Origin of the sequence: Klebsiella sp. S69 (assembly GCF_016516145.1) — a bacterium.
In the GTDB taxonomy this organism is placed as follows: domain Bacteria; phylum Pseudomonadota; class Gammaproteobacteria; order Enterobacterales; family Enterobacteriaceae; genus Klebsiella; species Klebsiella oxytoca.
Genome location: NZ_JACVUU010000002.1, coordinates 39,522 through 62,314, shown reverse-complemented (window position 1 = coordinate 62,314; position 22,793 = coordinate 39,522). Strand labels below are relative to the sequence as shown.

21 protein-coding genes are annotated in these 22,793 nt (G+C 55.7%); 7 read left to right on the top strand and 14 right to left on the bottom strand.

What is annotated here, in order from left to right:
• The first annotated feature begins 50 nt into the window (after positions 1–50).
• Entirely contained in the window at positions 51–782 is a 732-nt protein-coding gene (locus IAE27_RS02530; RefSeq protein ID WP_227685220.1) for a hypothetical protein, read from the top strand.
• Between the two features lie 87 nt (positions 783–869).
• On the opposite strand, the gene alr is transcribed toward IAE27_RS02530, so the two are convergent.
• Both alr and dnaB read right to left on the bottom strand, forming a co-directional pair.
• Positions 870–1,949, bottom strand: coding sequence for an alanine racemase (gene alr, locus IAE27_RS02525; RefSeq protein ID WP_004109522.1), 1,080 nt, complete (start codon positions 1,947–1,949; stop codon positions 870–872).
• A 151-nt stretch (positions 1,950–2,100) separates the two neighbouring features.
• Positions 2,101–3,516, bottom strand: a complete 1,416-nt coding sequence (gene dnaB, locus IAE27_RS02520; protein ID WP_004097788.1) for a replicative DNA helicase — start codon at positions 3,514–3,516, stop codon at positions 2,101–2,103.
• A gap of 61 nt (positions 3,517–3,577) precedes the next feature.
• On the opposite strand from dnaB, the gene IAE27_RS02515 reads away from it, so the two are divergent.
• Positions 3,578–4,561, top strand: coding sequence for a quinone oxidoreductase (locus tag IAE27_RS02515; RefSeq protein ID WP_200091691.1), 984 nt, complete (start codon positions 3,578–3,580; stop codon positions 4,559–4,561).
• A gap of 382 nt (positions 4,562–4,943) precedes the next feature.
• Here IAE27_RS02515 and pspG read toward each other — a convergent pair whose 3' ends face one another.
• From pspG to IAE27_RS02500, 3 genes are all read right to left on the bottom strand, one after another.
• The gene (gene pspG, locus IAE27_RS02510; RefSeq protein WP_004109526.1) at positions 4,944–5,186 is read right to left on the bottom strand and encodes an envelope stress response protein PspG; all 243 of its coding nucleotides are present in this window, start codon (positions 5,184–5,186) and stop codon (positions 4,944–4,946) included.
• Between the two features lie 140 nt (positions 5,187–5,326).
• The gene (gene dusA, locus IAE27_RS02505; protein WP_016808434.1) at positions 5,327–6,325 is read right to left on the bottom strand and encodes a tRNA dihydrouridine(20/20a) synthase DusA; all 999 of its coding nucleotides are present in this window, start codon (positions 6,323–6,325) and stop codon (positions 5,327–5,329) included.
• A gap of 104 nt (positions 6,326–6,429) precedes the next feature.
• On the bottom strand, positions 6,430–6,918 hold the full coding sequence (locus IAE27_RS02500) for a cupin domain-containing protein (RefSeq protein WP_004109530.1): 489 nt from the start codon (positions 6,916–6,918) through the stop codon (positions 6,430–6,432).
• Between the two features lie 204 nt (positions 6,919–7,122).
• Here IAE27_RS02500 and zur point away from each other — a divergent pair, with 204 nt between their 5' ends.
• The gene (zur, locus tag IAE27_RS02495; protein WP_004097781.1) at positions 7,123–7,638 is read left to right on the top strand and encodes a zinc uptake transcriptional repressor Zur; all 516 of its coding nucleotides are present in this window, start codon (positions 7,123–7,125) and stop codon (positions 7,636–7,638) included.
• A 90-nt stretch (positions 7,639–7,728) separates the two neighbouring features.
• Here the strand turns inward: zur and IAE27_RS02490 are convergent, their stop codons facing one another.
• From IAE27_RS02490 to IAE27_RS02475, 4 genes are all read right to left on the bottom strand, one after another.
• Entirely contained in the window at positions 7,729–7,938 is a 210-nt protein-coding gene (locus IAE27_RS02490) for a CsbD family protein (RefSeq protein ID WP_016808435.1), read from the bottom strand.
• 136 nt (positions 7,939–8,074) lie between these two features.
• On the bottom strand, positions 8,075–9,391 hold the full coding sequence (gene dinF, locus IAE27_RS02485; RefSeq protein WP_200091688.1) for an MATE family efflux transporter DinF: 1,317 nt from the start codon (positions 9,389–9,391) through the stop codon (positions 8,075–8,077).
• Between the two features lie 69 nt (positions 9,392–9,460).
• On the bottom strand, positions 9,461–10,069 hold the full coding sequence (gene lexA / locus IAE27_RS02480) for a transcriptional repressor LexA (RefSeq protein WP_004109543.1): 609 nt from the start codon (positions 10,067–10,069) through the stop codon (positions 9,461–9,463).
• A 122-nt stretch (positions 10,070–10,191) separates the two neighbouring features.
• Positions 10,192–10,560, bottom strand: a complete 369-nt coding sequence (locus IAE27_RS02475; RefSeq protein ID WP_004109553.1) for a diacylglycerol kinase — start codon at positions 10,558–10,560, stop codon at positions 10,192–10,194.
• A gap of 129 nt (positions 10,561–10,689) precedes the next feature.
• Between IAE27_RS02475 and plsB the strand changes: the two genes are divergently transcribed.
• Complete coding sequence (gene plsB, locus IAE27_RS02470) at positions 10,690–13,119, top strand: glycerol-3-phosphate 1-O-acyltransferase PlsB (protein ID WP_070557088.1); 2,430 nt, start codon at positions 10,690–10,692, stop codon at positions 13,117–13,119.
• A 93-nt stretch (positions 13,120–13,212) separates the two neighbouring features.
• Here plsB and ubiA read toward each other — a convergent pair whose 3' ends face one another.
• From ubiA to malK, 5 genes are all read right to left on the bottom strand, one after another.
• Positions 13,213–14,082, bottom strand: coding sequence for a 4-hydroxybenzoate octaprenyltransferase (gene ubiA, locus IAE27_RS02465; RefSeq protein ID WP_004109559.1), 870 nt, complete (start codon positions 14,080–14,082; stop codon positions 13,213–13,215).
• Positions 14,083–14,094: 12 nt separating this feature from the next.
• Positions 14,095–14,592 carry a chorismate lyase gene (gene ubiC, locus IAE27_RS02460; RefSeq protein ID WP_004109561.1) on the bottom strand — a complete coding sequence of 166 codons (498 nt, stop codon included), beginning with the start codon at positions 14,590–14,592 and terminating at the stop codon, positions 14,095–14,097.
• Positions 14,593–14,780: 188 nt separating this feature from the next.
• Positions 14,781–15,713, bottom strand: coding sequence for a maltose operon protein MalM (gene malM / locus IAE27_RS02455; protein ID WP_004109563.1), 933 nt, complete (start codon positions 15,711–15,713; stop codon positions 14,781–14,783).
• Between the two features lie 107 nt (positions 15,714–15,820).
• Positions 15,821–17,107 (bottom strand): maltoporin, encoded by a 1,287-nt coding sequence (locus IAE27_RS02450; protein WP_200091685.1) that lies wholly within the window; start codon positions 17,105–17,107, stop codon positions 15,821–15,823.
• Between the two features lie 98 nt (positions 17,108–17,205).
• Complete coding sequence (gene malK, locus IAE27_RS02445) at positions 17,206–18,315, bottom strand: maltose/maltodextrin ABC transporter ATP-binding protein MalK (protein WP_004097762.1); 1,110 nt, start codon at positions 18,313–18,315, stop codon at positions 17,206–17,208.
• Positions 18,316–18,685: 370 nt separating this feature from the next.
• Between malK and malE the strand changes: the two genes are divergently transcribed.
• The 3 genes from malE (at position 18,686) to malG (ending at position 22,654) form a co-directional block, all read left to right on the top strand.
• Entirely contained in the window at positions 18,686–19,876 is a 1,191-nt protein-coding gene (malE, locus tag IAE27_RS02440) for a maltose/maltodextrin ABC transporter substrate-binding protein MalE (RefSeq protein WP_004109568.1), read from the top strand.
• 186 nt (positions 19,877–20,062) lie between these two features.
• On the top strand, positions 20,063–21,607 hold the full coding sequence (malF, locus tag IAE27_RS02435; protein ID WP_196549633.1) for a maltose ABC transporter permease MalF: 1,545 nt from the start codon (positions 20,063–20,065) through the stop codon (positions 21,605–21,607).
• Between the two features lie 156 nt (positions 21,608–21,763).
• Positions 21,764–22,654, top strand: a complete 891-nt coding sequence (gene malG, locus IAE27_RS02430) for a maltose ABC transporter permease MalG (protein ID WP_004109572.1) — start codon at positions 21,764–21,766, stop codon at positions 22,652–22,654.
• The last annotated feature ends 139 nt before the right edge of the window (positions 22,655–22,793 follow it).

Sequence of the window (22,793 nt, the reverse complement as noted above, 5' to 3'; positions counted from 1 at the left end):
ATGAGGCAAGTCATAACACAATAAACTGGATGCGAAAGAAGATCGAGGGGATGTTGACCTTCTTTATTCCCTATAGCATAAAGCCTCATAAACTGGAGCAGCACGACGTAAAAAAGGATAAGGAATTTATGGATAGCCCCCCGATTGCGGACGTTGATTTTACAATGCTCTGGAAGGAAAGCGGTTATACGATAAAAAATTACGTTAAACCCGCCTCTGATAATCGATTTATAACGCCGCAGACAAGGACAAACGCCATGACTCCCGAGATATTACTCTTGCGTGGGAAAATCAATCAACTTTCTGAAATTACTGAATATATTGAGTTAGAGCTCACAGATAACCCTCAATGGGAAGCGCCGTCTGATACCAGCTATTTAAATGAAAAAGATTGGGCTGATCCCGATATTGTTGACAACGTCAGGGCGATGCAGGCCACCAATAAACTTATCAGTTGGTTTGGTGAGGATAATGAGGGGTACGTGGGACTATGGCGTGGTCCGGATAATATTCCTCTGGAGCAGGCACAGGTGGTACGTCTGGATTCAGAAGGGCAATATGAACTGGTAGCAGACACCATCGCAAACTATCTGGCAATCAGTTGTGACGAAGACGAATTCCCACATATCCGCCAGTTACTCACAACCGCCGGGTTTAGCGTGGCGAATTCAATCGATGAGATTTGGCAACGCATTGATGACTCAATTGTTCAACCTAATGATTATCGTAACCGGCTTTATAACGACGCACGAATCCTACTCGGAGAAGACCCAATAGAATGAAGTGGCAGCCAGCAATTCTACGAAATAAGTCAGGATGGGCTGTGGACCATGCCCCGGCAACGCTGCCAGGGCAAACGAGAAAGAACGTTAATCCACGTACTTCATCGACACCCGTGAAGTCAGGCGCGTAATAAGTTCGTAAGCACTTACTTTTGTGATTTCGGCAATACGTTCGACGGGTAAACCTTCGCCCCACAGCACGACCGCATCGCCAGCCTTATCCTGCGCTTCAGGCCCAAGATCGACGCAAATCATATCCATCGCCACGCGTCCGACAATCGGCACCTCACGCCCGTTAACCAGCACCGGCGTTCCGGACGGCGCGGCGCGCGGATAGCCATCGCCATAGCCCATCGCCACAACGCCTAAACGCGTATCGCGCTCGCTGATCCAGGTTCCGCCGTAGCCCACCGGCTCGCCGGCTTTATGCTCGCGGACCGCAATCAGGCTGGAGGTCAGGGACATCACCGGCTGGCAGCCAAAATCCGCGCCGGTGGATCCACCGTCGAGCGGCGACACGCCGTAGAGAATGATCCCCGGACGCGCCCAGTCGAAGTGCGACTGCGGCCACAGCAATATACCGCCGGATGCGGCGATAGAACGCAGCCCCGGTTTCCCTTCCGCGAAGGTGGTAAAGATATCCAGCTGACGTTCGGTCGCGCCGCACTCTGGCTCATCCGCACGGGCAAAATGGCTGACGATATTTACCGGCTGACGGACGTTTTTACACTGGCTCAGGCGCTGATAGAAGGCTTCGGCCTGTTCGGGCAGAACGCCTAATCGGTGCATTCCGGTATCCAGCTTCATCCATACGGTGATCGGTTCGGGTAAGTCGGCATCTTCCAGCGCCGCCAGCTGTTCCGGGCTGTGTACCGCAGTATGCAGACGCTGGGCGGAAATAATCGCCAGGTCAGCGGCCTCAAAGAACCCCTCCAGCAGCAGAATCGGCTGGGCGATACCGCCCGCGCGCAGGCGCAGGGCTTCTTCAAGACGGGCGACGCCAAAAGCATCGGCGTCCGGGAGCGTTCGCGCGGTCTCAAGAAGACCGTGTCCGTAGGCGTTCGCTTTCACCACCGCAACCAGTTTGCTGGCAGGCGCCAGTTCACGTAATCGTTGCAGGTTGTGTCGCAGAGCGCGGCGGTTAATGACTACAGTTGCCGCTTGCATTTGAATTCCTTGAATTATTTATCTCAAATTTGGCGTTATTGATGCAGCGAGTTTGGGTGCGGCCAGCGCGCAGCCACCGGAGCGTACTGAAGTACGTGAGGATGGCGAGCACTGCCCAATCCCAAAATCGCCAATAAAATAGCCAAATTATTTATTCGTCGTCGTATTGTGGCCCAGCATAATTATCAAAACGCGACCACTGACCGTTAAACGTCAGGCGCACCGTCCCGATAGGACCGTTACGCTGTTTACCAATAATAATTTCGGCGATGCCTTTTAAGTCACTGTTTTCGTGGTAAACCTCATCACGGTAGATAAACATGATTAAGTCGGCATCCTGCTCAATGGAGCCAGATTCACGCAGGTCGGAGTTCACCGGGCGCTTATCCGCACGCTGTTCCAGGGAGCGGTTAAGCTGCGACAGCGCCACCACCGGCACCTGCAGCTCCTTCGCCAGCGCCTTGAGCGAGCGGGAAATTTCGGCGATTTCCAGCGTACGGTTATCGGAGAGCGACGGCACGCGCATCAGCTGCAGGTAGTCGATCATAATCAGGCCGATGCCGCCGTGCTCGCGGGCGATACGCCGCGCGCGTGAACGCACTTCCGTCGGCGTCAGGCCGGAGGAGTCATCAATATAGATGTTGCGTTTTTCCAGCAGAATCCCCATGGTGCCGGAAATGCGCGCCCAGTCTTCATCATCCAGCTGACCGGTTCGAATACGGGTCTGGTCAACGCGCGACAGCGAGGCCAGAGAACGCATCATAATCTGCTCCGAGGGCATCTCCAGACTGAAGATAAGCACCGGTTTATCCTGCAACATCGCCGCGTTTTCCACGAGGTTCATCGCAAACGTCGTTTTACCCATCGATGGACGCGCGGCAACAATAATCAGATCCGACGGCTGAAGACCGGCGGTCTTTTTATTGAGATCGTCATAGCCGGTATTGACCCCGGTGACGCCGTCATGCGGCTGCTGGAAGAGCTGCTCAATTCGCGCCACGGTGGCGTCGAGCACGTCGGCGATATTTTTCGGCCCTTCATCTTTATTCGCGCGGCTTTCGGCGATTTTAAAGACCCGGGATTCGGCGAGGTCGAGCAGATCTTCGCTGGTGCGGCCCTGGGGATCGAAACCGGCTTCGGCGATTTCATTCGCCACCGAGATCATCTCGCGTACCACCGCGCGCTCGCGGACGATATCGGCATAAGCGCTGATGTTCGCCGCGCTTGGCGTATTTTTCGATAATTCCGCCAGGTAGGCGAATCCGCCGACGCTGTCCAGCTGCCCCTGACGCTCCAGCGATTCGGCGAGCGTAATCAGGTCGATCGGGCTGCCCGACTCCTGCAGGCGCGCCATTTCGGTGAAAATATGGCGATGCGGGCGAGTATAGAAATCTTCCGAAACAACGCGCTCGGCAACGTCGTCCCAGCGTTCGTTATCCAGCATTAAACCGCCCAACACCGACTGTTCCGCTTCAATCGAGTGCGGCGGGACCTTTAACCCATCGAGCTGATAATCTCGCTCGCGGGGTTCAGTCTGTGGTTTGTTGAAGGGTTTATTTCCTGCCATAGTGAATGGAGTTACCGAGATAGTGAATGGGTCGAAAGATTACCACATTTCTGGAGGAAGCATGGCAACACGAATTGAATTTCACCAGCACGGAGGGCCTGATGTTCTGCAAGCGGTGGAGTTCACGCCGAAAGATCCCGCAGAGCACGAAATTCAGGTAGAGAACAAGGCCATCGGCATCAACTACATTGATACCTATATCCGCAGCGGCCTCTATCCACCGCCGTCATTGCCGAGCAGCCTCGGCACCGAAGCCGCTGGCGTCGTGAGCAAAGTCGGTAACGGCGTGAAGCATATTAAAGCCGGCGACCGGGTGGTCTACGCGCAATCGGCGCTGGGGGCCTATAGCTCCGTGCATAACGTACCTGCCGATAAGGCCGCTATTTTACCGGACGCCATCTCTTTCGAGCAGGCGGCAGCGTCGTTCCTGAAAGGGCTCACGGTTTATTACCTGCTGCGTAAAACCTATGAGATCAAAGCAGGCGAGCCGTTCCTGTTCCACGCGGCGGCCGGCGGCGTCGGGCTCATCGCCTGTCAGTGGGCCAAAGCGCTGGGCGCTAAGCTGATCGGTACCGTCGGCAGCGCGCAAAAAGCCGAACGCGCTAAACAGGCCGGCGCCTGGCAGATCATTAACTATCGCGAAGAGAATATCGTCGAACGCCTGAAAGGGATCACCGACGGTAAGAAAGTTCAGGTGGTTTATGATTCCGTCGGTAAAGATACCTGGGAAGCGTCTCTTGATTGCCTGCAGCGCCGGGGGCTGATGGTGAGCTTCGGCAACTCTTCGGGCCCGGTGACCGGCGTGAATCTCGGCATTCTCAACCAGAAAGGTTCGCTGTACGTTACCCGCCCGTCGCTGCAGGGCTATATCACTACGCGCGAAGAGCTGACGGAGGCCAGCAACGAGCTGTTCTCGCTGATCGCCAGCGGGGTGATAAAAGTGGATGTTGCGGAGAGTCAGAAATATGCATTGAGCGATGCCCGCCGCGCGCATGAGGTGCTGGAAAGCCGGGCGACGCAGGGCTCGAGTTTGCTGTTGCCATAGTTATGGCTTTTCCCTAAATGAGCCGGGCGACAGGAAGAGGGTAAGTGAATGAATCCCCAGGAGCTGACAACAGTAAGTGACTGGGGTGAATGACAAATCTGTCAGAAACAGATTTGAACGCCGCAAAGCGACGGCCCATAAGGGCGAGTCTCATGGATGAGACGAGTCACTCAGCAACCAACGCCCCTGCAGCCTGAAGTATGACGGGAGAAGAAGAAAAGTTTAGGGCTTCCCCCTGGGAAGCCCTTACTTTTTTTGTTCGGCTGTATGTAGGGTACAGCTCGATGAATTCGTTAACGCGCTAATAGTGACAGATTTAATAAGCAAAGCCTACGCTGTTTTATGCAAAAAATCTTCAGGTTGTGACATACCGCTCAATACCTTAGTAACGCCAGCGGTTATTACCGCGATAACGGTTCCCGGTTGGCGATTTTATCGCCCGAATCACCCACACCACGACTACGGCCAGCAGCAGCCAGGGCAGCAGCTTAATCATTAACGCAAACAAACCACCGACAAACATCAGCGCGGTCGCGACCACAATCGCGGCAATAATTCCCAGCAGTGAAACGCCGGTGACCAACAGCATGACAAAAAAGCCAATAACAAATAAGAGTTCCAGCATCGTCTTTCCCCTAAAGAAATGTAATCTACCTTGCTGGATATTACAAAAATCATGCCAAATATAAGTTATTGAATAAAAACAAAAACGCCCGACATGTCAGGTGCCAGGCGTGGTGAATTTGACCAGATTTTAGCGAAAAACTAACGCTTGTCGGCAACCAGTTTCAGCGCCTGTTCCAGTACGTTGATGTCCGCCCCGGCTTTATGCGCATTTTCGCTCAGATAGCGACGCCACTGGCGCGCGCCGGGAATGCCCTGGAAGAGCCCCAGCATATGACGCGTTACGTGCCCCAGGTAGGTTCCGTTACTCAGTTCGCGTTCGATATAGGGATACATCGCCCGGACCACGGAAACCGGGTCAGCATCGACGCCTTCCACGCCGAAAATCTCCCGATCCACCGAGGCCAGAATACCCGGATTCTGATAGGCCTCACGGCCTACCATCACGCCGTCCATATGCTCAAGATGCTCCTTTGCCTCTTCCAGCGACTTAATACCGCCGTTGATCGCCATGGTCAGATGCGGGAAATCGCGCTTAAGCTGGTAAACGCGTGGATAGTCCAGCGGCGGAATCTCGCGGTTCTCTTTGGGGCTCAGGCCTGAAAGCCAGGCTTTACGCGCGTGGATGATGAACATCTCGCATTCGCCCTTCCCGGATACCGTTTCGATAAAATCGCACAGAAACTCATAGCTGTCCTGGTCGTCAATGCCGATACGGGTTTTTACCGTAACCGGGATCGACACGACGTCGCGCATCGCTTTAATACAGTCAGCCACCAGCTGCGCGTTCCCCATCAGGCAGGCGCCAAACATACCGTTCTGTACCCGATCGGACGGGCAGCCGACGTTGAGGTTAATTTCATCATAGCCGCGCGCCTGCGCCAGCTTTGCGCAGTGCGCCAGCGCAGCCGGATCGCTGCCGCCGAGCTGCAGGGCGACCGGATGCTCTTCCTCGCTGTAGGCCAGATAGTCGCCCTTACCGTGAATAATCGCACCGGTGGTCACCATTTCGGTATACAGCAGCGTGTGGCGCGACAGCTGACGCAGAAAATAACGGCAGTGTCTGTCGGTCCAGTCGAGCATGGGCGCGATGGAAAAACGGTGGGCAGCAAAAGCAGTAGGCGTTGATTCTGACATCATGGCGAATAAATAAGCATCCGGGTAAAAAGGGGCGCTACTATAGCACAAAGATAAACCACTGGCGCATAGCGTCGGCGCGCCCCCTTTCCATCCCGCAATAAACGCTATTTTTTCCGCGGCTTGCCGTCGTGAGGGCCGAAAAACTGCGGCGGATGGTCAACCCAGCGATCCTGACGCGTAGCGGCATAGCCGGGGTTAAGCGGATAGTAGATACGATTAAATTTCTTGTTTGCCTCACCAACGACTAACAGGCGGACCTCCTGTTCGGTGTTATTGAGGAACGTGTGGCAAATACCGGTTCCGGCAGGAAAACCGACGCTATCCCCCGGCTCAAGCTTCCACAGGTAGCCGTTGATCCACACTTCCGGATAGCCTTCCAGCACGTAGATAAACTCTTCTTCGTCGCTTTCCGCATGTGGATAAGAAGTGCGGCGCCCGGGCGGCAGGCGCTCATGGTGGATCCCCAGGCGATTGAGCCGCAGACCGCGCGCCAGCGGCGCACCGATGGAGAAAAGCTCGGTACTGTCAGGGTAGGTGGAATCATCCGCCCCTTCCAGTTCACGCCAGTGTCGAATGCAATCAGGTCGTTTCATCGTTTTCTCCCGAAAATGAGATGCATCAGGTATAGCATAAGGGGGCAAGCCAGAGCGACCCCAGGAGCGTGACGGCTGGGACGAATTGACGCTGCCAAAGCGTATGTGACGCGAAGTGTGACGGGTATAGTCCACCGGGTCTCGGCGTTTCATTGGTATCGTGATAAAGTAACAGTTTGAGATTCACGCAACCAGAGGACGCTCATGGATAAGACCACTTCGCAACAAATGTTAGCGCATGCTGAAAAGCTCTGCGCGCAGCGTGGCGTGCGCCTGACCCCGCAGCGCCTCGAAGTATTGCGTTTGATGAGCCTGCAGCAAGGGGCAATCAGCGCCTACGACCTGCTCGATCTGCTTCGTGAAAAAGAGCCTCAGGCTAAACCGCCGACCGTCTATCGGGCGCTGGAGTTTTTACTGGAGCAGGGGTTCGTGCATAAGGTGGAATCGACCAATAGCTACGTGCTGTGCCACCTTTTCGATCAGCCAACCCACAGCTCAGCGATGTTTATTTGCGACCGCTGCGGCGGCGTGAAAGAAGAGTGCGCGGAAGGCGTCGAAGATATAATGCATACGCTGGCGGCAAGAATGGGATTCGCGCTGCGCCACAACGTCATTGAAGCTCACGGCCTCTGCGCTGCCTGCGTCGAGGTCGAATCCTGCAGTACGCCGGGCCACTGTCATCACGACCATACCATCCAGATAAAAAAGAAAGCCCGCTGAGGCGTTAGCCGCAGCGGGAATCAAGGGTAGCAGTACCTCCATGTACCGATCGTGCAGGCAATAACAGTGGGTTAAAACACGACGTTTTCGCTACCAGCGGTAGTCGTTTTTGGTTTCCCAATCGGTCACTTCTTTGTCTGCCTGGTCTTTTTCATATCCATAACGTTCCTGGATTTTACCGACCAGCTGGTCACGCTTACCCTCAATGACGGTCATGTCATCATCAGTCAGCTTGCCCCATTTCTCTTTCGCTTTACCTTTGAACTGTTTCCAGTTACCGCCGATTTCGTCTTTATTCATCATGCATTCCTCATCGTTCGGTTATCGTTCGGTGAATGAACAGCCCGCTGTGTTTCGGACATGACTTAACTATAGATGAGTATTCTGAGTAAGATTTATTATTCGGAATCTTTAACCATCAGATGTACTAAATGCACTACGAAAACCAGGTTCCGCGCCGCCAGTGCCGCCGCCAGATCGCTGCCAGGGAAGCGCCGCGCAGAGCGAGAAAGACCGTCAGCGCCAGCCACAGTCCATGGTTACCGAGCGTGGGTACCGTCAACAGCGTCAGGGCAAACCCCGCCGCCGCCACCGCCATGCTGTTACGCATCTCCGCACCGCGCGTCGCACCGATAAACATGCCGTCCAGCAGGTAGCACCAGACGCCAATGACCGGCAGAATCATCTGCCAGACCAGATAGCGGTCGGCCAGCTGCTGCAGGGAAGGCAGCGAGGTCAGCAACGCAATAATCTGTTCGCCGGCAAGTCCGTAAATCAGCGCAAACGCCAGCGCCACTATCCCTGACTGGCGGCAAGCCGCATGCCAGACAGCCAGCAGCCGGCTATCGTCACGCGCGCCGTAGGCCTGCCCGGAGTGCGCCTCAACGGCGTAGGCAAAACCGTCCAGCGCGTAGGCGGTAAAGGTCAGCATCGTCATGAGAACCGCATTGACCGCGACGACATCGGCGCCGAGGCGAGCGCCAAATACCGTTACCGCACCGAAGCAGAGCTGTAGCAGCAGCGAACGCAGCATGATGTCGCGATTCAGCGCCAGCAGGTGACGTATATCGCCGCGCCAGGCGTTTTTTAGCATTAACAGGGAAACGCCGCGCAGCGCCAGCACGCGCCTTGCCATCAGCAGGCCGATAAAGAAAGTGGCGTATTCTGCCGTGACCGTTGCCAGCGCCGCCCCCTGCACGTTCATATGCAGACCCATCACCAGCCATACATCGAGCACAATGTTAAGAACATTGCCGACCACCAGCAGGATCACCGGCGCTCTGGCGTACTGCACGCCCAGCAGCCAGCCCAGCAGGACCAGGTTCGCCAGCGATGCCGGCGCGCTTAGCCAGCGGATCTCAAGGAAGCGTCTGGCCTGTTCGAGCACGGCTTCGCTGCCGCCGACGATGTGCAGCGCCAGGTCGATCAACGGCATCCGCAAGAGCACAATGGCCGCCCCGGCGGCCAGCGCCAGGCACAGCGGCTGCACCAGCGCACGCGCCAGACGCTGCGGATCTTTAGCGCCGTACGCCTGGGCCGTCAGCCCAGTGGTACTCATTCGCAGGAACAACAGCAGCATAAAGAGGAAGCTGGTTGCCGTTGCGCCAACCGCCACGCCCCCCAGATAAACCGGGCTATCGAGATGACCAATAACGGCGGTGTCCACCAGCCCGAGCAGCGGAACGGTGATATTGGAGAAGATCATGGGCAGCGCTAAGCGCCACAGGGCTTTGTCGGCGGCGTTAAAAAACATGGAGAGAGTGCCAAAAAGAGGAAAAACGACGCAGCATCATGCATCAGATGATGCCGCGAGAGGAAGAGTTTACTGCCAGTTGCCGTTGCGAATAACGCCGACGGCCAGGCCTTCAATGGTGAAACTTTGTTGACGAAGATCCACCACGATTGGCGAAAATTCGCTATTTTCCGGCAGCAGTTCGACGACGTTACCCTGCTTTTTCAGGCGCTTTACGGTCACTTCTTCGTCGATACGCGCCACAACTACCTGACCGTTACGCACATCCTGAGTTTTATGGACTGCCAGCAGGTCGCCATCAAGAATGCCGATGTCTTTCATCGACATACCGCTGACGCGCAGCAGAAAATCGGCATTCGGTTTAAACATGGCCGGATCGACCTGATAGTGGCCTTCAATATGCTGCTGGGCCAGCAGCGGTTCCCCTGCTGCTACGCGGCCAATAAGCGGCAGGCCCGTTTCTTCTTCCGTCAGCAGACGAATACCGCGGGAGGCGCCGGAAACGATTTCGATTGCGCCTTTACGCGCCAGCGCTTTCAGGTGCTCTTCCGCCGCGTTTGGGGAACGGAACCCCAAGCGCTGAGCAATCTCCGCACGCGTCGGCGGCATGCCCGTCTGGCTGATATGATCCCGAATGAGATCAAACACCTCTTGCTGCCTGGTCGTTAACGCTTTCATTCCGCCCCCTGGGTGTATATACAGTTATGCTGTGAGTATATACAGCTAACGGTGATTTTGGAACCACATTTCACACAAAAATCAGGAGTTTCTTTTCGTTTTGCGAGCCGCTACGACAGGAGTTAGCGGTAATTTGCCCATAAAAGGGTTCCCCAGGTGATCAGCGCGATGACAATCGCCAGTAAAACCGCCGCAGAGCCCATGTCTTTCGCGCGCCCGGAAAGCTCATGATGCTCAGGGCCGATACGGTCCACGACCGCTTCAATCGCGCTGTTGATAATTTCAACTATCATCACTATCAGGACCGAGCCAATTAACAGCACCCGGGTAATGGCATCGACGTCTAACCAGCAGGCAATCACCACGGCAATGATGGCCGCGATGCCTTCCTGACGAAATGCGGCCTCGTTGACCCATGCCGCCCGGAATCCTTTCCAGGAATACCCTGCCGCTTTAATAATTCGGGTTAACCCAGTGGTATTATTGGCCATCAAACAAACCTTTTTATGTAAATGACGTCAATGAGTGTACGCGTTTGCCGCGTTACAACGGAAATTTTGCGCACTTTCTGTTATTCTTGCGGCGCATTTGCATGATTAACCAGAGGCTTCACATCGTCTATGTCTGGCTGGCAACGAATTTACTATAAATTACTGAATTTACCATTAAGGGCGCTGGTAAAAAGCAAGTCGATTCCGGCACAACCTGCTCAGGAGTTAGGCCTGGATACCTCGCGGCCCATTATGTACGTCCTGCCCTACAATTCGAAGGCGGACCTGCTGACGCTGCGCGCGCAATGTCTGGAGCATGAGTTACCGGACCCGCTGGAGCCGCTGGAGATCGACGGCGCCCTGCTTCCGCGCTACGTATTTATCCACGGCGGACCGCGCGTATTCACCTATTACACGCCGAAAGAAGAGTCTATCAAGCTCTTTCACGACTATCTGGATTTGCACCGTAATCATCCCGATCTTGATGTGCAAATGGTGCCAGTCTCGGTGATGTTCGGTCGCGCGCCGGGGCGTGAAAAAGGCGAGGTTAACCCGCCTCTGCGCATGCTCAACGGCATTCAGAAATTCTTCGCCGTTCTGTGGCTGGGCCGCGACAGCTTTGTGCGTTTCTCGCCTTCGGTCTCGCTGCGTAAAATGGCGGACGAACACGGCACCGATAAAACTATCGCTCAGAAGCTGGCCCGCGTGGCGCGTATGCACTTCGCCCGTCAGCGTCTGGCGGCGGTCGGTCCGCGCCTGCCTGCGCGCCAGGATCTGTTCAATAAACTGCTGGCGTCGAAAGCCATTGCCCGTGCGGTAGAAGACGAAGCGCGCAGCAAGAAAATTTCTCATGAAAAGGCGCAGCAAAACGCTATCGCCCTGATGGAAGAGATCGCCGCGAACTTCTCCTACGAGATGATTCGCCTGACAGACCGCGTGCTGGGCTTTACCTGGAACCGTCTGTATCAGGGCATTAACGTGCATAACGCCGAGCGCGTGCGCCAGCTGGCGCACGAAGGCCACGAGATCGTTTATGTCCCGTGCCACCGCAGCCATATGGATTATCTGCTGCTCTCGTACGTGATTTATCATCAGGGCCTGGTTCCGCCGCATATCGCCGCCGGTATCAACCTGAACTTTTGGCCTGCCGGGCCGATTTTCCGGCGCGGCGGCGCTTTCTTCATTCGCCGTACGTTCAAGGGCAATAAGCTCTATTCGACGGTATTCCGCGAATACCTCGGCGAGCTGTTCAGCCGCGGCTACTCCGTCGAATACTTCGTTGAGGGCGGCCGCTCTCGTACCGGACGCCTGCTGGATCCGAAAACCGGTACCCTGTCGATGACCATTCAGGCGATGCTGCGCGGCGGTAATCGTCCCATCACCCTGGTGCCAATCTACATCGGCTACGAGCACGTGATGGAGGTTGGTACCTACGCTAAAGAGCTGCGCGGAGCGACAAAAGAGAAAGAGAACCTGCCGCAGATGCTGCGCGGCTTAAGCAAGCTGCGTAATCTCGGCCAGGGCTACGTTAACTTCGGCGAACCGCTGCCGCTGATGGCCTACCTGAATCAACATGTGCCGGACTGGCGCGAGTCGATCGATCCTATCGAAGCCGTTCGCCCCTCCTGGCTGACGCCGACGGTAAATAACATCGCCTCAGACCTGATGGTACGCATTAACAATGCCGGTGCGGCCAACGCTATGAACCTGTGCTGTACGGCGCTGCTGGCATCGCGTCAGCGTTCCCTGACCCGCGAGCAGCTTACCGAACAGCTGGAGTGCTACCTCGCCCTGCTGCGCAACGTGCCGTACTCTGCGGACGCGACCACGCCTGCGGCGTCTGCCAGCGAGCTTATCGACCACGCGCTGCAGATGAACAAGTTCGAAGTCGAGAAAGACACGATCGGCGATATCATCATTCTGCCGCGCGAGCAGGCCGTCCTGATGACCTATTACCGCAACAACATCGCCCATATGCTGGTGATGCCGTCACTGTTAGCCGCCATCGTCACTCAGCATCGTCGTATTACCCGCAGCGAAATATTGCGTCACGTCGAGATGTTCTATCCGTTCCTCAAGGCCGAGCTGTTCCTGCGCTGGGAAAAAGCGGAGCTGGCGGGCGTCGTCGATGCGCTGATTGCCGAGATGCAGCGTCAGGGGCTTATCGCCGTGAATGACGATGAGGTGAGCGTCAATCCGTCTCATGCCCGTTCCCTGCAGCTGCTGGCCGCAGGCGCGCGCGAAACGCTGCAGCGCTACGCCATCACCTTCTGGCTGCTGAGCGCCAACCCGTCAATCAACCGCAGTTCGCTGGAAAAAGAGAGCCGTACCGTGGCGCAGCGCCTGTCCGTTCTGCACGGTATCAATGCGCCGGAGTTCTTCGATAAGGCGGTATTCAGCACGCTGGTACTGACCCTGCGCGACGAAGGCTATATCAGCGATACCGGAGATGCCGAGCCGGAAGAGACGTTGAAGATCTACCGTATGCTGGCGGATCTGATTACTTCTGATGTGCGTTTGACGATTGAAAGCGTTACCCAGGATGAGCATAACGTTTAAAGCGATATCCCGGCTTGCGCCGGGCTACCAGACCCTGCGGTTTAGTAGCCCGGCTAAAGCTTTTACGGCGCCAGCCGGGGAACCCCGCCACATTTACTGCATATACCCCATCGCCAGGCCGAGAAACAGTACCAGCCCCACGTAGTTATTATTCATAAATGCCTTAAAGCAGCTATCGCGTTCGCGTTTAAATATCAGCTTTTGCTGCCAGACAAACAGCGCCGCAGCAATAAACAACGACCAGTAATATTCCCAGCCCAGCCCGCTCAGCCAGCCTACTGCCGCCATCAGACCCAGTACCGCCACCTGTAAAATACCGATGATTAAGCGATCGTTGTCGCCAAACAGAATCGCCGTCGATTTGATACCGATTTTGACGTCATCATCACGATCGACCATCGCATACTGGGTATCGTAGGCCACCGCCCACAGGATGTTGGCGAGGAACATCAGCCAGCAGCTGAGCGGCAGCGATTCGCTTACCGCCGAAAAGGCCATCGGGATCGACCAGCCAAATGCCGCGCCCAGCACCACCTGCGGCAAGTGGGTGTAGCGTTTCATAAATGGATAGACCCATGCCAGCGCCAGCGCCGCTATCGACAGCAGAATGGTCATGGTGTTCAGGGTCAGCACCAGCAGGAAAGAAAGCAGCACCAGCACGACAAACAGCGTTCGCGCCTCCTTTTCGCTGACGTCGCCGCTCGGCAGCGGACGGCGGGCCGTCCGTTTAACGTGGCCGTCAAATTTACGATCGGCATAATCATTGACCACGCAGCCTGCGGCGCGCATTAACCAGACGCCGGCAACAAACACGGCGAGGATCCACAGCGGCGGTATCCCCGGCGTGGCCACCCACAGCGCCCACAGCGTCGGCCACAGCAGCAGCAGCGCGCCGATCGGTTTGTCAGTACGCATCAGGCGGTGAAACGCCAACAGCTTGTTCTGCGTCAGACTCCACTCCATTTCATTTTCCTCTCAATACAACGGCGATGCAGGCAAAAACAGCTCCGTCAGCAGCAGCGGTTTGCCGCTCAACCGGAGGCGGGAACGACGCCCCCAAAGCTCTGCATTACGACCAATTTCAATAAAATCGCGGGTTAGCGTCGATGACGTGAAGAGATAGCGGCCCAGCGGCGTTTGTCCCAGCTGTTGCAGCGCCAGTTCGGGGCCGCTCAGCGTCGACTCCGGCACGATAGTTCGGCCAGCAAGCCAGGGTTCGCCATTAGCGCAAAGGATAATTTCCCGCAGCCAGTAGCGGGATTCGACGGGTAACAGAGGCGCTTCATCTGCCAGCGCTTCGCGTCCAACAAAACCTTCGTTAACCATGATGACGCTGACTCGCTTCCCCTGTTGCTCAAAGCGTTTGGTCATTGAGTCTTCCAGCAATAGCCAGTCGCGCAGATGCGCGTCCAGCGGGGGCATTGCGGCAAAATAACGCAGCGCACGCAGTTGCGTAAGCGCAGGATGTGGCATGCCTGAATCTCCGGTACAAAACGTAAAGGTATTGTATCGCAGAATGGGGCATCGGGGGCGGGCAAACGTCAATATACGATCATCCGCGCAACAGCCCTGCAACAGAAGCTGCCGCGCGATAAAAAAAAGTGCGCCCTGACGGACGCACCTAAAGGCTGTGCCTAAACATCAGCATTGTGGGGAGACGGTCACCCCTTGCCTTTTACACTGCTGATAAAGGTGGAACGAGCAGATTTCGAGCCAAGACGTTCAGCTTCGTTCATCAATTTCAGAGCCTTGTCGATATCGCCTTTCGCAACCGCCTGCTTAATGCCGTTATTGAAGTAAGTTTCGGTATCATCAAGCATCGGTTCGGTTTTCGCCGCTGGAGCCGGGGCCGGGGCGGCGACCGGCGCGCTATAGGCAGGAGCAGCGGTATTACCGACGGTAACAGGCCCCGGACCAGACGAACCGAACAGCGGGCCAACCAGCACGCTAGAGCCGGTAGAGGTTTTTACCTTCAGGCTGATGGTACCGTCGGTGACGTGTTTCGCGATGGGATCCGGAATATCCGGCACCGCATTGCCGGTGCCTTTGGCGTATGCCTTCGCCGGATCGATTAATTTAGTGGTCTGCTGTAAATCCTGCGGCGTGGTAAAGACCAGCACATAAATTTTCTGCTGTCCCAGCGCCGGAGTCAGGCGCATTACACCCTCCAGACGATCTGAGCTCATCACGCCCGGTTCAAGATAAGTAAAGTAGCTGCTGGGGAAGAATGCAGATGGCGTCATATTCTGATCAAGAATCAGCACGTTCGGTGCATATACCGCAGCTTGTTTTTCCACTTCGCTGGTTAACGTAATATTGAGCTCGCCAATATTCGCCGGAACGCTGTATGCGGCGACCGGACCACTGATTCCGGGGACATTGAGCGTCTGCCCGGCCACGGCGAGCTTTGTGGTTTGCGTTTTGGATTGGTCGACTGGAGTCCAGGTGAGCTGCTGCAACGCGGAGGCCGGAATCGACGGCGCGGCAGAGGTGTTCTGCGGCACGAAATTAACATCAGCAAAACTGACTGCGGGTACGCAGGCCATCAGGCCGACGGACAGGCAGAGGGCAACGAGACTTTTCTTCATTTTCATTGTTATCACCTCAATTCCGATGGCCGAGCGGTAGCCAGGCAATAGCGCGCTGGGCCTAAGATAGAGGGGCTTGCGCCCCTCTTTTAGTTACGAACGGTCAGGCTCGATTACCACCAGATTTCCATCTGGGCACCGAAGGTCCACTCGTCGCTATCGCCACGGCTAAAGGTTTTAGCACTGGTGTCGTTATACGCTACGCCGCTATCGTTATAGCCCCATTTCTCATCCCATTTGGCGTACGTTGCGAATACGCGGATTGCCGGACGGGACCAGATGCTGTCACCAGCCTGCCACTGCTGGGCCAGGGTCACTTTATACTGGCTGTTACGATCGCTGGTGCGTTGAGATTTGACGTTGTCGTAGCCGATTTCCATCAGGGTGCTCATGATAGGCGTCCACTTGTACATTGGACGAACGCCGACGGTCCACCACTGGGTACCATTGTTGTTGTCGCGGTCGATATCCTGGTACATACCGACGTACATCAGATCCCAGCTATCGCCGAGAGAGATCGCACCGTGGTCCAGCACGCGCCACATAGATCCATCGTTATTAATGCTGCCACCCTGCGGAACACCTTTACCGCTGGAGGTCATAGAGTCAGTTGCATACTGCAGAACAAATTTGTTAAAGCCTTTCAGCATGCTCTGAGTATGCTCAGCGGTAAGCATCCAGCCATCTTTGGAAGCGCCCGGCTGCAGAGAATAATCATCAGGGATGTTAGTGTGGCCGTAGTCAATGCCCAGCTCCAGCGTGCCGCCTGGGTTAGTTTCCAGACCGGCTAAACGCACGTCGAATACATCGTTCGGCACGATATTGTCGTAAACGCGATTACCGAACTGGTCGCGATCGGCGAAGGTACCGGAGCCGCCGGATTCAGAAGAACGCGTTGCTGCCAGAGAGAGTTTACCGAAGCCCAGATCGATGTTTTCAATACCCGCACCAGGACCAGAAATATCCCAGTAGTAGAAGTCGATCATATGAACGTCATGACGCTGGTAGAAGCGCTTACCGGCCCAGATGGTGGAACCTGGCAACCATTCGATCAGGTTTTTACCCTGCACGTTAGCTTCACGGAATGCCGGACTGGTGGATTCCCAGTCGTTCTGCTGCGACACAGAGTAGGCGACGTTAGTATCGAAGTAGAAGCTCTTATCACCTTCTTTCCAGACTTCCTGGCCCAGTTTCAGTTCCGCATAGGTTTCACATTCGTTACCAAGACGGTATTTGCTTTGAGCACCGGTTGCCTGGAAGCACTGTTGCTCACCGCCGCTGCCGGTCCAGCCGATACCAGAACGAGCATAGCCGTGGAAATCAACGGCCAGCGCCTGAGCAGACATAACGCCTGCCGCAACGGCGACCGCCAGTGGAAGTTTGCGCAGAGTAATCATCATTCTATCTCCTGAGATCATTGCTTTTCTTTGAACGCTTCGCCTGTTGTTGCGTCTGTTTATCGACGCTGCAGGGTGCACGTTTTTTTTAATGGGAAGCCTTACACGCCCGGCTCTTTATGCAGCCGACGACAAGCGGTGCCATCCTCACGGAATAAATGGCAACGCTCCGGCGGCAAACCGATGGCGAATGTGGCTCCCTCTTCTACCAGCACCACGTCGTTCTGGCGGTAAACCAGGTTCTGACGGATGGATGGGATCTGAATATGAATTTGCGTTTCGTGGCCGAGCTGTTCGACCACCTGGACTTCACCTTCGAGGGTGACATCGGCAATATCGCTGGGCAGCAGATGCTCCGGACGGATACCTAAAGACATGTTGGCGCCAACCTGAACGCGGGCGCTGTCCACCGGCAGCCAGACCTGCTGGCGGTTCGGCAGCTCCACCTGCACCTGCTCAATGGCGGTAGCGGTGACTTTGACCGGCAGGAAATTCATCTTCGGCGAGCCAATAAAGCCCGCGACGAAACGGTCCGCCGGGTAGTGATAGAGTTCGAGAGGCTTCCCGACCTGCGCGACACGACCGGCATCCAGCACCACAATCTTGTCGGCCAGCGTCATCGCTTCGACCTGGTCGTGGGTCACGTAAATCATCGTGCGGCCAAGGCGTTTATGCAGACGGGATATTTCAATACGCATCTGTACGCGCAGCGCGGCGTCAAGGTTTGAGAGCGGTTCATCCAGCAGGAAAACGCGCGGTTCAGCCACCAGGGTACGGCCAATCGCCACGCGCTGGCGCTGGCCGCCAGAAAGCGCTTTCGGTTTACGTTCCAGCAGATGGGCAAGCTGCAGAACTTCCGCCACCTGGGTCACGCGCTGGTTGATCAGTTCTTTTTTGGCGCCGGCCAGCTTAAGGCCGAAAGACATGTTTTCCGCGACGGAAAGGTGGGGGTAAAGCGCATAAGATTGAAACACCATCCCGATACCGCGCTCGGCGGGCGGAACATCATTCATTCGGGTATCGCCAATCAGCAGATCGCCGCTGGTCACCGTTTCCAGCCCGGCAATCATACGCAGCAGGGTGGATTTGCCGCAGCCTGATGGCCCAACAAACACGACGAACTCCCCATCCTGGATTTCGAGATTAATATCTTTCGATACCACCACGTCACCCCAGGCTTTCGTTACATTTCGCAGCTGTACGCTCGCCATGCCCTTCTCCCTTCGTTACAACCTGTCACTTAACGACACATTCAAGATGGGCTGACTATGCGGCATTCATAAGTGGGGTAAATCCTCCACCCCCCGGCTTTTTTATGGGGGAGGAGGCGGGAGGATGAGAGATGACGTCTCGCCGCCGGGGGGGACGGGCGGATGCCGATTTCGTGATGTCGCCTGCAAAATTAGCCGCCTTTTTATGTGCGCCAGGACTCATAACCGGCATTTCTGCAATGGAGATCACACAAACGGAGGATGGGGCGTAGACATGGGGAGGATGGAAAGAGGTTGTTAAAAAAGGAAACTCATCATCGTTAAGCCACTCAAGTGTATCCACGAGCACATCACCAAATAGGACGGGTATATGAAAATCAAAACTGGCGCTCGCATCCTCGCGCTGTCTGCATTGACCACGATGATGTTTTCCGCCTCTGCCCTCGCAAAAATTGAAGAAGGTAAGCTGGTTATCTGGATTAACGGCGACAAAGGCTACAACGGCCTCGCTGAAGTGGGTAAAAAGTTTGAGAAAGACACCGGCATCAAAGTCTCCGTAGAACATCCGGACAAGCTGGAAGAGAAGTTCCCGCAGGTTGCCGCGACCGGCGACGGCCCCGACATCATTTTCTGGGCTCACGACCGCTTCGGCGGCTACGCACAATCCGGTCTGCTGGCGGAAATCACCCCGGATAAAGCTTTCCAGGACAAACTCTATCCGTTCACCTGGGATGCGGTTCGCTACAACGGCAAGCTGATTGCCTACCCGGTTGCCGTTGAAGCGCTGTCGCTGATCTATAACAAAGACCTGGTAGCGAACCCGCCGAAAACCTGGGAAGAGATCCCGGCGCTGGATAAAGAACTGAAAGCGAAAGGTAAGAGCGCGCTGATGTTCAACCTACAAGAACCGTACTTCACCTGGCCGCTGATTGCTGCCGACGGCGGTTACGCATTCAAGTTTGAAAACGGTAAGTACGACGTGAAAGACGTGGGCGTAGATAGCGCTGGCGCGAAAGCGGGCCTGACCTTCCTGGTCGACCTGATCAAGAACAAACATATGAACGCCGACACCGACTACTCCATCGCGGAAGCGGCCTTCAACAAAGGCGAAACTGCGATGACCATCAACGGTCCGTGGGCGTGGTCTAACATCGATAAGAGCAAGGTTAACTACGGCGTTACCCTGCTGCCAACCTTTAAAGGTAATGCGTCCAAGCCGTTCGTTGGCGTACTCAGCGCCGGTATTAACGCCGCCAGCCCGAACAAAGAACTGGCGAAAGAGTTCCTCGAAAACTATCTGATGACCGACCAGGGTCTGGATGAAGTTAACAAGGACAAACCGCTGGGCGCGGTTGCGCTGAAATCCTTCCAGGAAAAACTGGAAAAAGATCCGCGTATCGCCGCCACCATGGCTAACGCCCAGAAAGGTGAAATCATGCCGAACATCCCGCAGATGTCCGCCTTCTGGTATGCCGTTCGTACCGCAGTTATCAACGCCGCTAGCGGTCGCCAGACCGTCGATGCCGCCCTGAAAGACGCGCAGGCTCGTATCACCAAGTAATACGGTTTCCCTTATTCCTTAGGGAGTAAGGTTTGTTGAATACGTTGTTACACGAAATCTTTCGCGCTACATCGAGGCGGCAAGGATGCAAATCCCCAGGCGCTTACATCCGTAAGTGACTGGGATGCGTATCCGCAGCCAACAAAGAGGTCGCGCGAAGGATAAAGTGTAAAGAGGATGATCCCCATGGATGTCGTGAAAAAGAAACACTGGTGGCAAAGTCCGCAGCTCACATGGTCTGTGATCGGCTTGCTGTGCCTGCTGGTGGGTTACCTTGTTGTTTTGATGTACGCCCAGGGGGAGTACCTGTTTGCCATCATGACGCTGATTTTAAGCTCGGTTGGCCTGTATATTTTTTCCAATCGCAAGGCCTATGCCTGGCGCTATGTTTACCCGGGTCTCGCCGGGATGGGGCTGTTCGTCCTGTTCCCGCTGATCTGCACTATCGCTATCGCTTTCACCAACTACAGCAGTACTAACCAGCTTACCTTTGAACGCGCCCAACAGGTGCTGATGGACCGTTCCTTCCAGGCGGGTAAATCCTACAACTTCGCGCTTTATCCGGCGGGAGAGGAGTGGAAGCTGGCGCTGACCGATGGCGAGAGCGGCAAAAACTATCTTTCCGACGCTTTTAAATTCGGCGGCGAACAGAAGCTGGCGTTAAAAGAGGCTGATGCCCTGCCGGAAGGCGAACGCGCCACCCTGCGCGTGATTACGCAAAACCGCACCGCCCTGAACCAGCTGACCGCCGTCCTGCCGGATGAGAGCAAAGTCATCATGAGCTCCCTGCGTCAGTTCTCCGGTACCCAGCCGCTGTACGCGCTGGCCAATGACGGTACGCTGACCAACAACCAGAGCGGCGTGAAATATCGGCCGAACGCCGAGGTCGGTTTCTATCAGGCGATTAACGCCGACGGCAGCTGGCGCAGCGAAAAGCTCAGCCCGGGCTACACCGTGACCATCGGCTGGGATAACTTCACCCGCGTGTTCCAGGATGAAGGTATCCAGAAACCGTTCTTCGCGATTTTCGTCTGGACGGTGGTCTTCTCTGTTCTGACCGTGATTCTCACCGTTGCGGTCGGCATGGTGCTCGCCTGTCTCGTCCAGTGGGAAGCCCTGAAAGGCAAAGCGATTTATCGCGTACTGCTGATTCTGCCTTATGCCGTACCGTCGTTTATCTCAATTCTGATCTTCAAAGGGCTGTTCAACCAGAGCTTTGGTGAGATCAACATGATGCTCAGCGCGCTGTTCGGCATCAAGCCGGCCTGGTTTAGCGACCCGACTACCGCGCGCACCATGATTATCATCGTCAACACCTGGCTGGGCTATCCGTACATGATGATCCTGTGCATGGGCCTGCTGAAAGCGATTCCTGACGATTTATATGAAGCCTCGGCAATGGATGGCGCCACGCCGTTCCAGAACTTCTTCAAAATTACGCTGCCGCTGCTGATCAAGCCGCTGACGCCACTGATGATCGCCAGCTTCGCCTTTAACTTTAACAACTTCGTGCTGATTCAGCTGTTGACCAACGGCGGGCCGGACCGGCTCGGCACCACCACGCCGGCGGGCTACACCGACCTTTTGGTGAGCTATACCTATCGCATCGCCTTTGAAGGCGGCGGCGGGCAGGACTTCGGCCTCGCGGCGGCTATCGCCACGCTGATCTTCCTGCTGGTAGGCGCCCTGGCGATTGTTAACCTGAAAGCCACACGTATGAAGTTCGATTAATTGGAATAACCAGGCGTCATTGGCGCGGGCAGTTTGAGCTCGGCCAGCGCGCAAGAACCGGAGCGTACACGTAGTACGTGAGGATTCTGAGCACTGCCCGAGTTCAAAATGACAAGCAAAATAGCCTGGAGCGGTATCAAGGGGAGTAAAAATATTATGGCTATGGTTCAACCCAAATCTCAGAAGCTGCGTTTATTAACAACGCACCTCCTGTTGCTGATTTTTATCGCGGCGATTATGTTCCCGCTGCTGATGGTCATCGCTATCTCGCTGCGCGAAGGGAACTTCGCCACCGGTAGCCTGATTCCCGAAAGTATCTCCTGGGAGCACTGGCGGCTGGCGTTAGGCTTCAGCGTCGAACACGCTGACGGCCGCGTCACGCCGCCCCCCTTCCCGGTTCTCCTGTGGCTGTGGAACTCCATCAAGGTAGCCGGCATTACCGCCATTGGCATCGTCGCGCTCTCTACAACCTGCGCTTACGCTTTTGCCCGTATGCGCTTCCCGGGTAAAGCCACGCTGCTTAAAGGAATGCTGATTTTCCAGATGTTCCCCGCGGTTCTGTCGCTGGTCGCGCTGTATGCCCTGTTTGACCGTCTCGGCCAGTACGTACCGTTCGTTGGACTGAATACCCACGGCGGCGTGATCTTCGCCTATATGGGCGGTATCGCGCTGCACGTCTGGACAATCAAAGGCTACTTCGAAACCATCGACGGCTCGCTGGAAGAAGCGGCGGCGCTGGACGGCGCGACGCCATGGCAGGCTTTCCGCCTGGTGCTGCTCCCGCTATCGGTACCGATTCTGGCGGTGGTGTTTATTCTGTCGTTCATCGCCGCGATTACCGAAGTGCCGGTGGCCTCTCTGCTGCTGCGCGATGTGAACAGCTATACCCTTGCGGTCGGAATGCAACAGTATCTCAACCCGCAGAACTATCTGTGGGGCGACTTTGCCGCCGCGGCGGTGCTCTCCGCCATTCCGATTACCGTAGTGTTCCTGCTGGCCCAGCGCTGGTTGGTTAACGGCCTGACCGCAGGCGGAGTGAAAGGTTAATTTTCATCGTTAGATACTCTAATTAATTCGAGTTGTCGAAAGGCGACAAGCCCGATAATCCCCAGCAGCATAGATAACTATGTGACTGGGGTGAGCGGGTGCAGTCAACGCATCAGCAACTTGAAGTATGACGAGTATA